The 13,811-nt window shown below is 62.4% G+C and carries 11 protein-coding genes; 10 read left to right on the forward strand and 1 reads right to left on the reverse strand.

Annotated elements, in window-relative coordinates:
• Positions 1–48: 48 nt before the first annotated feature.
• From D3227_RS04480 to D3227_RS04525, 10 genes are all read left to right on the forward strand, one after another.
• On the forward strand, positions 49–1,482 hold the full coding sequence (locus D3227_RS04480) for a UbiA family prenyltransferase (protein ID WP_120012865.1): 1,434 nt from the start codon (positions 49–51) through the stop codon (positions 1,480–1,482).
• Between the two features lie 2 nt (positions 1,483–1,484).
• The gene (locus tag D3227_RS04485; protein WP_120012867.1) at positions 1,485–2,837 is read left to right on the forward strand and encodes an FAD-binding oxidoreductase; all 1,353 of its coding nucleotides are present in this window, start codon (positions 1,485–1,487) and stop codon (positions 2,835–2,837) included.
• Positions 2,838–2,959: 122 nt separating this feature from the next.
• Positions 2,960–3,391, forward strand: a complete 432-nt coding sequence (locus D3227_RS04490) for an EamA family transporter (protein ID WP_120012869.1) — start codon at positions 2,960–2,962, stop codon at positions 3,389–3,391.
• Positions 3,388–4,395 carry an NAD-dependent epimerase/dehydratase family protein gene (locus D3227_RS04495; RefSeq protein ID WP_120012871.1) on the forward strand — a complete coding sequence of 336 codons (1,008 nt, stop codon included), beginning with the start codon at positions 3,388–3,390 and terminating at the stop codon, positions 4,393–4,395. Before D3227_RS04490 ends, D3227_RS04495 begins: the two co-directional genes overlap by 4 nt.
• 71 nt (positions 4,396–4,466) lie before the next feature.
• Complete coding sequence (locus D3227_RS04500; protein WP_208646337.1) at positions 4,467–5,897, forward strand: aspartate aminotransferase family protein; 1,431 nt, start codon at positions 4,467–4,469, stop codon at positions 5,895–5,897.
• An 8-nt stretch (positions 5,898–5,905) separates the two neighbouring features.
• Entirely contained in the window at positions 5,906–7,132 is a 1,227-nt protein-coding gene (locus D3227_RS04505; protein ID WP_120013056.1) for a hypothetical protein, read from the forward strand.
• 252 nt (positions 7,133–7,384) lie between these two features.
• The gene (locus D3227_RS04510) at positions 7,385–9,946 is read left to right on the forward strand and encodes a GcvT family protein (protein ID WP_120012875.1); all 2,562 of its coding nucleotides are present in this window, start codon (positions 7,385–7,387) and stop codon (positions 9,944–9,946) included.
• Between the two features lie 285 nt (positions 9,947–10,231).
• On the forward strand, positions 10,232–10,879 hold the full coding sequence (locus tag D3227_RS44240; RefSeq protein WP_167480588.1) for a site-2 protease family protein: 648 nt from the start codon (positions 10,232–10,234) through the stop codon (positions 10,877–10,879).
• A gap of 113 nt (positions 10,880–10,992) precedes the next feature.
• A complete protein-coding gene (locus D3227_RS04520) occupies positions 10,993–11,841 on the forward strand; it encodes a DUF1194 domain-containing protein (RefSeq protein ID WP_167480589.1) in 849 nt (282 codons plus the stop codon).
• Positions 11,842–11,988: 147 nt separating this feature from the next.
• On the forward strand, positions 11,989–12,336 hold the full coding sequence (locus tag D3227_RS04525; protein ID WP_120013057.1) for a peptidase inhibitor family I36 protein: 348 nt from the start codon (positions 11,989–11,991) through the stop codon (positions 12,334–12,336).
• 198 nt (positions 12,337–12,534) lie between these two features.
• Here D3227_RS04525 and D3227_RS04530 read toward each other — a convergent pair whose 3' ends face one another.
• Positions 12,535–13,473, reverse strand: coding sequence for a GlxA family transcriptional regulator (locus tag D3227_RS04530; RefSeq protein WP_425374477.1), 939 nt, complete (start codon positions 13,471–13,473; stop codon positions 12,535–12,537).
• Between the last annotated feature and the right edge of the window lie 338 nt (positions 13,474–13,811).

The raw sequence follows: 13,811 nt of genomic DNA on the forward strand, positions 1-13,811 counted from the left end.
ATCCGGACCGGCATTCGGTGTCATGTGCTTCAGGCAGGGCAGGAAAAAATGGACGCGAGGTCGGACAGGAACGCAATCCCGCTTGCGGTCGATCTCGACGGCACGCTGATTGCAACGGACCTTTTGTGGGAAGGCCTGTTCATCCTTCTCAAGAAGAATCCGCTCTATATTTTCCTGGTGCCGTTCTGGCTGGCCGGAGGCCCGGCACGGCTGAAGCAGGCGATCGCCGACCGAATCGACATCGATCCGGCCTCGCTGCCCTACCGCGAGATCCTGCTCGAGCGGCTGCGCAAAGAGCATGGCGAAGGCCGCAAGATCGTGCTGGCGACGGGTACGCCGCGCAAATTCGCCGAGGCGATCGCAGCCCATCTCGGCATTTTCGATCGCGTGCTGGCGACCGACGGTCCGCACAATATGACGTCGGGCAGGAAGCGCGCCTCGCTCGTCGCCGCCTATGGCGATGGCGGTTTCGACTATGCCGGCAACAGCCGGCACGATGTCAGGGTGTTCGACGCCGCGCGCAGTGCGATCGTCGTGGCGCCCGACCGTCGCGCCGCGCGCTGGCAGGCCGCCCATGGCGCCGAAACGGTGCCGACGCCGAAACCGACCCTCAAGACCTTCGTCAAGATGCTGCGCGTGCATCAATGGCTGAAGAACGTGCTGATCGCGGTGCCGATGGTGCTGTCGCATGAATACTTCAACATCGACATGATCTGGGAATGCGCGGTGGCGTTCGTTTCGTTCTGCGCAGTGGCGTCCGCGATCTACATCCTCAACGATTTCTTCGACCTCGCGCTGGACCGCAGGCATCCGACGAAGCGCAACCGGCCTTTCGCCAGCGGCGCGCTGTCGATCCCGTTCGGCATGGGCGCGATCCTGGTGCTGCTGTCGATCGGCGTCGCCGCGGGCCTGTTCCTGTCGCTCGAATTCCTTGGCGTGCTCGGCGGCTACATAGTCGTCACCACGGCCTATTCGCTGTCGTTCAAACGCATGCTTCTGGTCGACGTGCTGACTTTGGCCGGCCTCTATTCTATCCGCGTGCTGGCGGGTGCGGCGGCGACGGGTGTCGACGTCTCGTTCTGGCTGCTTGCCTTCTCGATCTTCTTCTTCCTGTCTCTGGCGCTCGTGAAGCGCTATGTCGAATTGCGCACCACCGCGATTCCGGCCGGCGAGCGCATTGCCGGCCGTGGCTACCGCACCGAAGACCAGGAGATCGTCGCTCAGGCCGGCATGGCCTCGGCCTTTTCCTCCGCCCTGGTGCTGGCGCTCTATATGGACAGCGTCTCGGTGCGCGAACTCTACCCGCATCCCTGGCTGGTCTGGCCGCTGGCGCCGATCGTGCTCTATCTCACCATGCGAGTCTGGATCCTCGCCCGCCGCAACGAAATGCATGACGATCCTGTCGTCTTCATCATCCGCGACTGGCGCAGCCAGATCGTCGTGCTGATCGGTGCGGCGCTGCTGGTCGCCGGAGGCTGGTAGGGATGGCGACGGAGCGCTTCGGAAGTTTCGGCCGCGCCACGCCGCCGGCGCCGCGCGCGGTCGCGGCAGATGACGCGATCGCGCTGCTCAAGGGCCGCGCGGCGAAGAACGGCTCGCTGCTCGGCTATGGCAATGGCCGTTCCTATGGCGATTCCTGCCAGAACGAGGCGGGCTCGGTCGTCGACATGCGGCCGCTGAACCGCATCCGTACCTTCAATGCCGAGACCGGTGTTCTCGAAGCAGACGCTGGTGTGCTTCTGTCCGACATCATCGCCCATGCCGCGCCCTACGGCTTCTTTCCGGCGGTGGTTCCAGGCACGCAGTTCGTGACGCTCGGCGGCGCCATTGCCAACGATGTCCATGGCAAGAACCATCACCGGCGCGGCACGTTCGGCTGCCATGTCGTTTCTTTCACGCTGCTGCGCTCGGACGGGCGTAGCTACCGCTGCTCGGATGCGAGCAATGCAAGGCTGTTCCGGGCGACGATCGGCGGCATGGGGCTGACCGGCCTGATCCTGTCGGCCTCGATCCGGCTGATGCGGGTGCCTTCGCTCGACATCGTCGAGAAGGCGACGCCGTTTCGCGATCTCGTCGAATTCTTCGACCTGGCGGAAGCCGCCGACGAGGCCAATGAATATGCCGTCGCCTGGATCGACCAGCTCGCCGGCGGCCATGGCCGAGGGCGCGGGCTTTTGCTCACCGGCAACCATGCCGAGCATGGCTCCCACAAGGCCTCGCGCGCCGGCGGGCGCCTTTCGGTGCCATTGCAGCCGCCGTTCAATGTCCTCAACCGGCCGTTCCTGACCGCCTTTAACGCCGCCTATCGCTGGAAAAAAGGCCGCTCGGCGGCGCCGCGCCAGATCGGCTACCAAGGCTTTTTCTTTCCGCTCGACGGCGTCGGAGACTGGAACCGGCTCTATGGTCCGAAAGGGCTGTTCCAGCATCAGAGCGTGGTGCCGGAAGACGCTGCCCGCCAAGCCGTGCCGGCGCTGCTGGAGGCGGCGAGACGAGCCGGGCAGGGGTCGTTCCTCACCGTGCTCAAGCGCTTCGGCGCAGTGCGTTCGCCGGCGCTGCTTTCGTTCCCTCGAGCAGGATATACGCTGACGCTGGATTTCCCCAACCGGGGTGAAAAGACGCTCAATCTGCTCAAGGAACTCGACCGGATCACTGTCGAGGCAGGTGGCGCGGTCAATTCTTACAAGGACGCCCGGATGGGTGCCGAGACCTTCGCGGCATCGTTCCCGGAATGGCAGCGGCTGGAGGCGCTCCGCGACCCTGTCTTCATTTCCGACTTCTGGGCGCGGACGGCGAAGAAACTGGATGTGCGGCGAGGAACGGTCGAGGCTGCGGAATAGATAGAGTTTGAATAAATCGTGGTAAATGAAGTGTTAACACCAGGATTTACTCAAAACTTTCGTGTGACTTCACGAATTCTTTGCAGGTTTGTAGTAGGACCGCTGCAGGGCGGGTGGCAACCATGAAATACATCGTCTTCATTCTCTTTACGGTCATGACCAATGCCGCGGCGCAGCTGATGCTGAAGCAAGGCATGATGTCGCTCGGGCCGATTTCGGTCGAAGGCACCAACCCGCTTTTGAAGCTGCTGCAGATCGTCTTCAGCCCCTGGGTGTTCTTTGGGCTGTGCACCTTCGTCATCTCGATGGCCTCGCACCTCTATGTGCTGTCCAAGGTCGAGCTCAGCTTCGCCTATCCGTTCCTCAGCCTTGCCTATGTCGCGGTCGCGATCTTCGCCTATTTCGTCTTCCGCGAAGACCTCAATGGCTGGCGCATCGCCGGTATCGCCTGCATCTGCGTCGGCACGGTGCTGATCGCCCAAAGCGGGCGCGGGCATGAGGAGGAAACGGCTTCCCTTTCGTCCGACAAGATTCACAGCGAGATCGTTCGATGAGACATGTGATTTTCGGCGGCGACGGTTTCGTCGGCCGTCATCTTGCTCCCAAGCTCGTGGCCGACGGCGAGGAGGTGGTCGTCGCCGACATCGTCAAGAGCGACCTGCCGCACTACCGCTCGGTCCGTTTCGTCAAATGCGATGTCACCGATCCGGCCTCGGTCGCTGCGTTTGGGCTCAAGGGCGACGACATGGTCTACAACCTTTCGGCGAAAATGCTGTCGCCGATCCAGGTGCGTGCCAAGCGCCACGAGTTCTTCTTCCCGGTGAATTTCCACGGCACCGAACACATCATGCAGGCCATGGACAAGGCCGGCGCCGCAAAGCTGGTCCATTACACGACCGACATGATCTACGGCCATACGGTGACGATGCCGATGACTGAGGAGCATCCGGTCGCGCCGCTCGGCGATTATGGTTGGTCTAAGCAGAAGACCGAGGAGCTGGCCGCCGAGTGGCGCAAGCGCGGCATGTCGATTTCGCTGTTTAGGCCGCGCCTGATCATCGGCCCCGGCCGACTCGGCATCCTTGAAAAACTGTTCAAGCTGATCGACTGGAATTTTCCGGTGCCGATGATCGGCTCGGGCAGGAACCCCTATCAGTTCATCTCGGTGTTCGACTGCGCTGAAGCTGCGCGCGCCGCCTGGAAGGCCGGCGTGCCGAACGAGGCCTACAATCTGGGCTCGCTCAACCCGCCGCCGGTCAAGAAATTGCTCGGTCACCTGATCAAGCATGCCGGGTCGAAATCGCTGCTGATCCCGACACCAGGCTGGGCCGTCAAGCGCACGCTCGACCTGCTCGACCTCATGAACCTGCCGATCATGGATCCTGAACAGTACCTGATCGCCGACGAGGAATGCGTGCTCGACGTGTCAAAGGCCGGGCGCCAGCTCGGCTGGGTGCCGCAATACCGCGACGAGGACATGCTGATCGCCGCCTACAGCGAATACCGCGCCAAGAAGGACGGCCATGCCGTCGTCGCCAAACATGTGCCTGCCGAATAGCTGGCCCCGCCGAACAGAGGATTTTTGATATGACCGTCATGGCCAAACCCGAGCACACGAACGCGCGCACCATGGTCAGCGCGCCGTCGCTGTCGCCCGCCACCATCGCCAAGCCCGACCTGATCAGCGTCGAGCAGGCAAAGACGATGGACGTGGCGCGGATGACCGACCTGTTCAAGGCGCATCTCAATCCGGGCCAGCTGCATTTCATGAAGCTGCTCGGCTTCCACAAGATCAAGATCGAACGCGCCGAAGGCATGTTCTACATCGACCAGAACCGCCGCAAGATCCTCGATTTCTTCGGCGGTTTCGGTTCGCTGGCCTTTGGCCACAACCATCCGCGCATCCTCGAAGCGCGCCGTAAGTTCCAGGAGGAAAAGTGCCAGGAAATCGCCATCGCCTTCATGTCGCAATATGCGGCGGCATTGGCGCACAACATCGCCAAGTGCTCGCCCGGCGACCTCGACATGGTGTTCCTCGGCTCGTCCGGCTCGGAGGCGATGGAAGCGGCAGTCAAGCTCGCCGAGCGCGCCGCCGGGCCGAAGCGGCCGAAGGTCGTCTATGCCGAGAATTCCTTCCACGGCAAGACCAAGGGTGTGCTCGGCATCACCGATGGCCTGCTCTACCGCGCCGAGTTCAAGATGGCGGACAATACGGTCCGCATCCCCTTTGCCGACATCGAGGCTGTCGAACGCGCCTTCCGCAGCGATCCTGAGATCGGCGTCATCGTGCTCGAGACCATCCAGGGCGGCGGCGGCATCATCCAGGCGCCTGCCGAGTACTGGCAGAAGCTGCGTGCGCTGTGCGACCAGCACGGCGTGCTTTGGGTCGCCGACGAGGTCCAGTGCGGCTATGGCCGTTCGGGGCGCTTCTATGCCTTCGAGCACTACGGGGTGGTTCCAGATGTGACGGCGCTGGCCAAGTCGCTCGGCGGCGGCAAGGCGGCGGTCGGCGCCATGATCGCCCGGCGCGAGATCTACATGAAGGCCTATGGCACGCCGAAGACTGCGATGATCCATGCCATGGCCACCTTCGGCGGCATGGGCGAGGCATGCGTCACCTCGATCGAGGCGCTCAATGTGCTCTATGACGAGGGGCTGATCGACAATGCCGCCGCCACCGGCGACTATCTGCTGCAGCGGCTGCAGGCGCTGAAGGAGAAATATCCGAAGATCATCAAGGACGTGCGCGGCAAGGGCCTGATGGTCGGGCTCGAGTTCCACGATTTCTCGCAGACCTTGCCGATGGTGCTCAGGCCTATCGTCAGCGTGCTCGACGACAAGCTGAAGGGCTCGCTGTCCGGCTTCGTCGGTGCGCTTTTGCTGCGCGACTACGACGTGCTCGTCGCCTTCACCGAATACAACCGCAACGTCATCCGTCTCGAGCCGCCGCTGATCTGCCTGCGCGAGCATGTCGATCGTTTCGTCGATGCTTTCGACAGCCTGCTGTCGCGCGGCATCGTGTCGATCGTGAAGGACTTCGTCAAAAGCCAGGTTCGGTGAGTTCGACGATGCTGACCAAGTCGCCCGCTCCGAACAACCCGCTCGACCGGCTTACCGAAGCCGGCCTGGCGTGGGGCGAGGGGACCTATGCACGGTTCGCAGCACCGATCGGGGCCGTTGCCTTTTCGCTTTACATCCTGCTGACGGCGATGATGGCGTGGATCATGCCCGACGCCAACTGGGACATGCTGCCCTATCTGGCGATCGCCGAGGAAGGCAACTATCCCGACCCGCAGGCCTTGCACGACTATGCCTACAGCACGGTCAAGGCCGGCGTCTCGGCGGCCGACTACAAGATGCTGATCGATGATGGCGGCGGCTACCGCAGCCACATGGCGGAGAACGCCGCCGACTTCCACTCGCTGCTCGGCATGTACCGGATCAAGTTCCTCTATGCCGAAATACTGTCGACCATGAGCTCGGTCATGTCGCCGGTCGAGGCTATGCGGGTGCTACAGGTATTCTCGGTGCTGCTGTTTGGCACTGTCGCGCTGCTCTGGTTGCGCGCTGAGGGCGCGATGGCGCTAGCGCCGGTCGTCGGCGCGGTGCTGATCATGGCCGAATTCGGGGATGCGGCGCGGGCATCGACGCCGGACCTGCTGTGCTCGGCGCTGTTCCTCGGCGGGCTGCTTGCCTATGTGCGGGGACGCGAGGCAGCAACCGCAGTCCTGCTCTTCCTCGCCTTCATGGCGCGGCCGGACAATATCGTTTTCCTTGCCATTTTCGCCGTGCTGCTTGTCGCGTTCCGGCAGAAGGCGTGGGGCGCTCTGGCCGGCTTTGCCTTGTCCTTCATTGCCTATTTCGCCATCTCGCACTGGGCTCATCATCCCGGCTGGTGGCCGCATCTGTGGTTCTCCAGCATCGAGCAACACTACAATATGGACGGTTTCGAGCCGCCATTTTCGCTCGCCGCCTATCTCAAGGCGTTCGCAGCCTCACTGCTCCGCGCCGTCGACATGAACAGCTGGGTCGGCGTCTCGGTGCTGGCCTTGGCCGGATGGTATGGGCTGGGCCGTGCCGGTTTCCGGCTCGACCGCCGCGCCGGCATTCTGCTTGCCGCCCTTGTGCTCGGCGTGCTGGCGAAGTTCGCGGTATTTCCGATCCACGACACGCGTATTTATTTCCCCAATCTGCTGCCGCCCTATCTGCTGCTTGCCGGCCCGCTGATGGCATTGTGGACATCGGCGAGTCCTCGCCGTGCCGCACTCCATGCAATTCCCGGAGACAAGCCATAGGTTCGATGTCCAGCCTGGACAGCACGCTTTGTCGCTCGGTTTGGCCGAGGCGGCGCTGAGGGCGCGCTTCGGAGGCGGCAAACCGTTCCAGATGGTCAATTTCGGCGCCTGCGACAGCGGCCTGTAGGCAGGGTCGCGCCGTACCTGCGGCGTGTCGCAAACAGGCGGTAGCTCAATCGCCGTCCTCTGCATATTGTGCGCCAATCGAAACGGGCGCCGGCGCGCCCGCATGTCATCTTGGAGTCGCGGGCAATGGCAGGGTTTCCGGAAAAGGCGAAGGTCGTCATCGTCGGGCTGGGCGGGATCGTGGGCGCATCGGTCGCCCATCACCTGATCGAGCGCGGCTGGACTGATATTGTCGGCATCGACAAATCGGGCATCCCGACCGACATCGGTTCGACGGCGCACGCCTCCGACTTCTGCTACACGACCAGCCACGATTTCCTGTCCTGCTGGACGACGCTCTACTCGATCGATTTCTACGAGAAGATGGGCCACTACGCCCGCATCGGCGGTCTTGAGGTCGCTCGCGTCAGTGACGACAGCCGCATGGCCGAGATCAAGCGCAAGATCGCCTCGGCCAAGGCCTTCGGCACCCGCGCCAGGCTGATCGAGCCGGCCGAGATCAAGCAGAAGTTCCCGCTGATCGAAGAAGAGATGGTGCAGGGCGGCCTGTGGGATCCCGATGCCGGTCTGGTCATTCCGCGCTCGCAGACGGTGGCGGGCAAGCTGGTCGACCAGGCGGAAGCCTCCGGCAAGCTGAAGTCATTCGCCAATACATCGGCCAGGTCGCTCATCGTCGAGGACGGCCGCATCAAGGGCGTGGTGACCGACCGCGGCACGATCATGGCCGACTACGTCGTGGTCTGCACCGGCATATGGGGCCGGCTGACCGCCGAAATGGTCGGCGAAGACCTCCCGGTCATGCCGATCGACCATCCGCTGACCTTCTTCGGGCCCTATACCGAGTTCGCCGGCACCGGCAAGGAGATCGGCTGGCCGCTGCTGCGCGATCAGGGCAACTCGGCCTATATGCGCGACACCGGCGACCCCAAGACCGCCGAAGGCGGGCAGATCGAATGGGGCTATTACGAAGAGACCGATCCGCGCCTTTGCCATCCGCGCGACCTGCTGGAAAAGGACCAGGCGCGCCTTTCGCCCTCGCAGCGCGACCTCGACATGGATCAGATCCTGGCGCCGCTCGAACGCGCCATGGAACTGACGCCGATCCTCGGCGAACTTGGCTACAATGAAAGCCATTCCTTCAACGGTCTGTTGCAGGTGACGACCGATGGCGGCCCGTCGATGGGCGAGAGCCAGAAGGTGAGAGGTCTCTGGTACGCCGTCGCCATCTGGGTCAAGGACGGCCCCGGCATGGGCAAGCTGATCGCCGACTGGATGACCGACGGCCGCACGTCGATCGACCACCACGCCATCGACTATTCGCGCTTCTATCCGCACCAGATGAAAGAGGAGTTCATCTGGGACCGCTGCACCGAGACGGCGATGAAGGTCTACAATCCGGCGGTGCATCCGCGCGAGCCCTTCTCCAAGGGCCGCAACATCCGCCGATCGCCGTTCTGGGAGCGCGAGAAGGAGCTTGGCGGCTACTTCATGGAGCTCGGCGGCTGGGAGCGCGCGCATGGCTATGCCGCCAACGAACATCTTCTGGAGAAATACGGCAACCGCGTTCCGGTGCGCCAGGATGAATGGGACAACCGCCATTTCTGGCGCGTCTCCAATGCCGAGCATCTCGCGATGAGCGAGGATTGCGGCATCGTCAACCTGTCGCATTTCTCCATGTACGACGTCGAAGGTCCGGACCATGTCGCGCTGCTTGAGTGGCTGTGCGCGGCCAAGGTCGGCGGCGACAACAACATCGGCAAAGGCATCTACACCCACTTCCTCGACGAGGAAGGCATGGTGCGCGCCGACTTTACGGTGATCCGCATGGCCGACCGCTGCCGGGTGATCGACGGCGCCGATGCCGGGCCGCGGGACTTCCAGTATATGCGCCGCACCGCGCAGGATAAGGGCTTTGATGTCACCATCACCGACGTGACGGAAAAATTCGTCACCATCGGCATCTGGGGCCCGAACGCGCGGGCGACCCTGCAGAAGGTGGTCGAGAATCCGGACGGGCTCTCGATCGAAAATTTTCCCTTCGCCGCGATCAAGCCGGTCAAAATCGGGGGCAAGGACGTCACCGCTTTCCGCATCTCCTATGTCGGCGAGCAGGGCTGGGAGCTGCATATGCGCTACGAGGACGGGCTAGCCGTCTGGGACGCGCTGCGTTCGACCGGCGTCATGCCTTTCGGTGTCGAGACCTATGCCAACACGCGCCGCTTGGAAAAGAGCCTGCGGCTGCAGAATGCCGACCTTCTGACGGAGTACAACCTGCTCGAAGCCGATCTTGCCCGCCCGAAGGTCAAGGAGAATGATTTCTGCGGCAAAGCCAAGCATGTGGAGTATCGCGCCCGCGAGCACCAGCCGGCCATGCTGTGCACGTTGGTGATGACGGACAATACCGACTCCAAGGGTGTTGCTCGCTATCCCGTGGGGACCTTGCCGGTGATGGACCCGGATACGGGCGACACGCTCGTCGACGAGCTTGGCCGCCGCTCCTTCACCACGTCGATCGCCTACGGTCCGACGATCGGCAAGAACATCGCGCTTGCCTATTTGCCGTGGGCGTATTGCCAGGAAGGCCGCAAGTTCAAAGTCGAATATTTCGGCGAGACCTATCCGGTCGAGGTCGCTTCTGTCGGCTACAAGCCGCTCTACGACCCGGAGAACCTCAAGCCGCGCAGCTAGTTTCTTGGAATTCCGGCAAAGTTTCTAGATGCAGAGGCCCGGCCGAAGCCGGGCCTTTTTGCTTTGTTCAGGAGCGATTCTCGCCTACCGTTGCTTTGGGGGAGAACGGCAATTGCGTCTCTTGAGCTGGGACAAGAAGAACGATGCGCTGGTGTTTTGGCTGCGCGGCGACATACCTGTTCGCATCTCTGGACCTTTGCGATTCCTGTCGTCTTGCCTTTCGTTTATGAGTGGCGGAAAAGGCCGCTGGACGCGCTCACTCATACGCTCATTTTCGGAGCGCTGTTGTTTCTGTCAGTGTTCCTGCATGAGCTTGCGCACGTGCGGGCCGCGCGCCGGCTGGGCATAGGGACCGAGCGGATAGAGTTGTATTTGTTCGGCGGGCTGACGCATTTCAAATCTACCCGGCCGGTAAAGCCGCAGCCCTATATGTGGGCGCGGATCGCATTTGCAGGTCCTCTGACGAACTTCATTTTGGCAGTGGCGTTTGCTGCATGCTGCTACCTAACCTTGGGGTCTCTCCGCCCTCTCGCTTCGGATCGGCCTTTTGGCTGGCTCGCCTTACGCCCGGCCAGTCCTCTTGCATGGACATTTTGGCTTGGTGCGCTGTTGAACCTTGTCCTTGCCATACTCAACGTTCTAGGCTTTTCCGTTGGATGGCGGCACGATCGCCAGGGACTTGCTTTTGCCTCGCTTCGGCGCGCGTCGGGCGGCGCAGATCGTCGGCATCTCCGGCATGGTACTGTCGGTTCTTCGCTTCGCCATAATCCTGCCAGCGGCAGCCGCCGGTGTTCTGTTGTGGTTCCCCCCCGTCGTTCAAACCGAACTGGACAGCTGTTCGCGGCCAAGTCGGGAAAGGCGCATCGTGCGGTCGTCTGCCAAGGCTGGCGAAGCCAAACCGGACGAGGCAGAGCCTGTCGATTGGAGGGGTAAGGGGGCTGGCCAGTCAACAAACGATGATCAGCGGAAGTGCGTGATTGCAAAAGCCGGATCCGTTGTCGGGCTTTTCTCTTTGTCGAACGGCGATTCTCGCTTACCTTTGCGTCATGTCCGCTTCTGGCCATGCAGGATACTTGCTTTCGAGCGCCGCCGCATTGGCGCTGTTGCTTGGCCCGACCTCGCGAACCCTCGCCGCGGAACCCGTCGACATCGAGCTGGTGCTGGCCGTCGATGTTTCGCTGTCGATGTCGCCGGATGAACTCGAAATCCAGCGCCACGGCTATTCGGCGGCGTTGACGCATGAGAGCGTTCTGAAGGCCATTGCCGACGGTGCCTATGGCAAGATCGCCGTCACCTATGTCGAATGGGCCGGCGCCACCTGGCAGCAGGTCGTCGTGCCGTGGACGGTGATCGCCAGTCGTGCCGACGCCGAGCGAGTGGCCGCCCAGCTTTCCGCCCATCCGCCGGGCAGCGCCCGGCGCACATCGATTTCCGGCGCGCTGCAGTTCGGCAGCGACCTTTTTGCCGAAAGTGGCTTCCAGGGCGTCAAGCGCGTCATCGACATTTCCGGTGACGGTCCCAACAACCAGGGCGCGCCGGTCAATTTCATCCGCGACCAGGTGGTCAGGCAAGGCATCACCATCAACGGGCTGCCGTTGATGACGCGAGGCGGCTTTAGCGGCGTCTATGACGTCAACAATCTCGATCGCTACTACAGCGATTGTGTCATCGGCGGCCCCGGCGCCTTCATGATCCCAGTCAATGACTGGACGCAGTTTCCCGAAGCGATCCGCCGCAAGCTGGTGCTGGAACTTGCCGGCCCGGCCTCGCCGCAATGGGTGGCGGAAGAGGCAGATCATCCGCCGATCGTCTTGGCGCAGGACGTACCTGTCGCCGATTGCCAGGTCGGTGAGAAAATGTGGCGCGATCGCAGCTGGATGTTCGACGCCCGATAGCGCGCAGAGCGGATACGCTCAATCTTCGCATGTTTCCTTTCTTGGCTGATGCGGTGGATTGCCTGTTTGGCCTGAGCAATGGCAAACTCGCATGCGCCGGGCGAGATCAGGCCGCTGGCGGCAATGCGGTTGAGGAGAAGAATGCTTATGAAGAAACTTGTCATCCTGACGGCTATTGCCTCGGTGGTTTGTGCCGGCACTGCCAGCGCCCAATATGACGGTGAGACCGGCTGCGTCATGTTCGAGCATGCAAATTTTCGCGGCCGCGCGATTGAGATGGGGGCCAATGATTCGGTGAGTTTTCGCGGCGGCCAGTTCTGGAACGACCGCGCATCGTCGGTGATCGTGCGTCGCGGTTGCACGTTCGTCGCCTATGAGGATTCGAGGATGCGGGGCCGGTCGATCGAGCTTAATCGCCGGGTCCGTGATTTCGGCGGCAGCGGCTGGAACGACCGCATCTCATCTGCCGAGTGTTACTGCGACGACTGGTACTGAGGCAGGCCGCCGCAAAAGACGAACCTGTATTGGCCAAGGTCTGACAGGGCTAGAGCGGTTCATCGTTTCCGCTCTATCTGTTTGTTTTGACTCAATTCCGGGCGGGAAACTGCTTCACACTTTTCCTGGAATTGCTCTTACTCTTTGTTTTACGCAATTCCGGACGGGAAACTGCTTCACACTTTTCCTGAAATTGCTCTAGGCGGCCAGCAACTGCTTGCGGTCGACGCGCTCCTGCTGCGGCGAGCGGGCATAGAGTTCGCGGTAGCATTTGGAGAAGTGCGAGGCAGAGACAAAGCCGCAGGCGACCGCGACTTCGACCACCGGCAGCGACGACTGGATCAGCAGGTGTCGGGCCCGGTCGAGGCGGATCTCCAGATAGTAGCGGGCAGGCGAACGGCCCATCTCGGTGCGGAACAGGCGCTCGATCTGACGGCGCGACAGGTCGACATGGTCGGCGATCTCGATCAGCGACAGCGGCTCGGACAGGTTTGCTTCCATCAGTTCGATGATGGTGAGCACCTTGGAGTTTTGTACGCCGAGGCGGGCGCGCAGCGGCAGGCGCTGGCGGTCGGTCGGACTGCGCACGCGGTCGGTCAGCACCTGCTCGCACACCCGGTTGACGAGACTTTCGTCGAAATCGTCGCCGATCAGCTTCAGCATCATGTCGAGCGCGGCGGTGCCGCCGGCGCAGGTGTAGATGTTCTGGTCGATCTCGAACAGGTCGGCAAAGACATTGGCCTTGGGGAAGGCCTCGGAAAAGCCGGGCAGGTTCTCCCAATGGATGGCGCAGCGCTTGTTCGACAACAGGCCGGCGGCGGCCAGGATATGCGCGCCGGTGCAGAGACCGCCGACGGCGACGCCGCGATTGTACTCCTCGCGCAGCCAGGCGAAGGCCGACTTGTTCTGATAGCGCTCGACATTGGTGCCGCTGCAGACGATCGCCATGTTGGGCCGATCCGGCCCGGCCATCTTCCTGCGCTCTTCCTCAAGCGATGTGTTGACGGCGCATTCGACGCCGTTCGAGGCGCGCACCGGTTTGCCGTCGATGCTGGCAAGGCGCCAGCGATAGGCCTCGTAGCCGAGCATCCGGTTGGCCGAACGCAGCGGGTCGAGCGCCGTCGCAAAGGCGATCATCGTGAAATCGGGAATAAGGAAAAATACAAACGATCTTCTGATCGGATGCTTTACGGCATTCACGGGAAACCTCGCGCGGCCATGACGCGAACAGGATGTCGCGAACAGCATAGCGTCATCAGGAAAAACCATTCCTGTCAATCGGGTAGAGGGCTTTGCGGCAACTAAATTTGCGACATGGGTCGCAAATGGGCAATTGTCTTGCGCGACGGGCAGGCCGTGCCAGCGGACCGGGCAATTGCCGACCCGGCTGGGCAAAATAGAACGCCGCCCCGGCAGAACCGAAGCGGCGTCAACCTCGAAGCAGCGGCAGGGAGCGCTGCACTTGAAGCCGGTAT

The sequence above is a fragment of the Mesorhizobium waimense genome (assembly GCF_003601975.1).
Lineage (GTDB): Bacteria > Pseudomonadota > Alphaproteobacteria > Rhizobiales > Rhizobiaceae > Mesorhizobium > Mesorhizobium waimense.

Excerpts from the sequence above, each read along its gene's own strand:
- D3227_RS04480 (WP_120012865.1), top strand. The coding sequence starts at position 49 with ATGGACGCGAGGTCGGACAGGAACGCAATCCCGCTTGCGGTCGATCTC.
- D3227_RS04485 (WP_120012867.1), top strand. The coding sequence starts at position 1,485 with ATGGCGACGGAGCGCTTCGGAAGTTTCGGCCGCGCCACGCCGCCGGCG.
- D3227_RS04490 (WP_120012869.1), top strand. The coding sequence starts at position 2,960 with ATGAAATACATCGTCTTCATTCTCTTTACGGTCATGACCAATGCCGCG.
- D3227_RS04495 (WP_120012871.1), top strand. The coding sequence starts at position 3,388 with ATGAGACATGTGATTTTCGGCGGCGACGGTTTCGTCGGCCGTCATCTT.
- D3227_RS04500 (WP_208646337.1), top strand. The coding sequence starts at position 4,467 with ATGGTCAGCGCGCCGTCGCTGTCGCCCGCCACCATCGCCAAGCCCGAC.
- D3227_RS04505 (WP_120013056.1), top strand. The coding sequence starts at position 5,906 with ATGCTGACCAAGTCGCCCGCTCCGAACAACCCGCTCGACCGGCTTACC.
- D3227_RS04510 (WP_120012875.1), top strand. The coding sequence starts at position 7,385 with ATGGCAGGGTTTCCGGAAAAGGCGAAGGTCGTCATCGTCGGGCTGGGC.
- D3227_RS04520 (WP_167480589.1), top strand. The coding sequence starts at position 10,993 with ATGTCCGCTTCTGGCCATGCAGGATACTTGCTTTCGAGCGCCGCCGCA.
- D3227_RS04525 (WP_120013057.1), top strand. The coding sequence starts at position 11,989 with ATGAAGAAACTTGTCATCCTGACGGCTATTGCCTCGGTGGTTTGTGCC.
- D3227_RS04530 (WP_425374477.1), bottom strand. The coding sequence starts at position 13,473 with ATGATCGCCTTTGCGACGGCGCTCGACCCGCTGCGTTCGGCCAACCGG.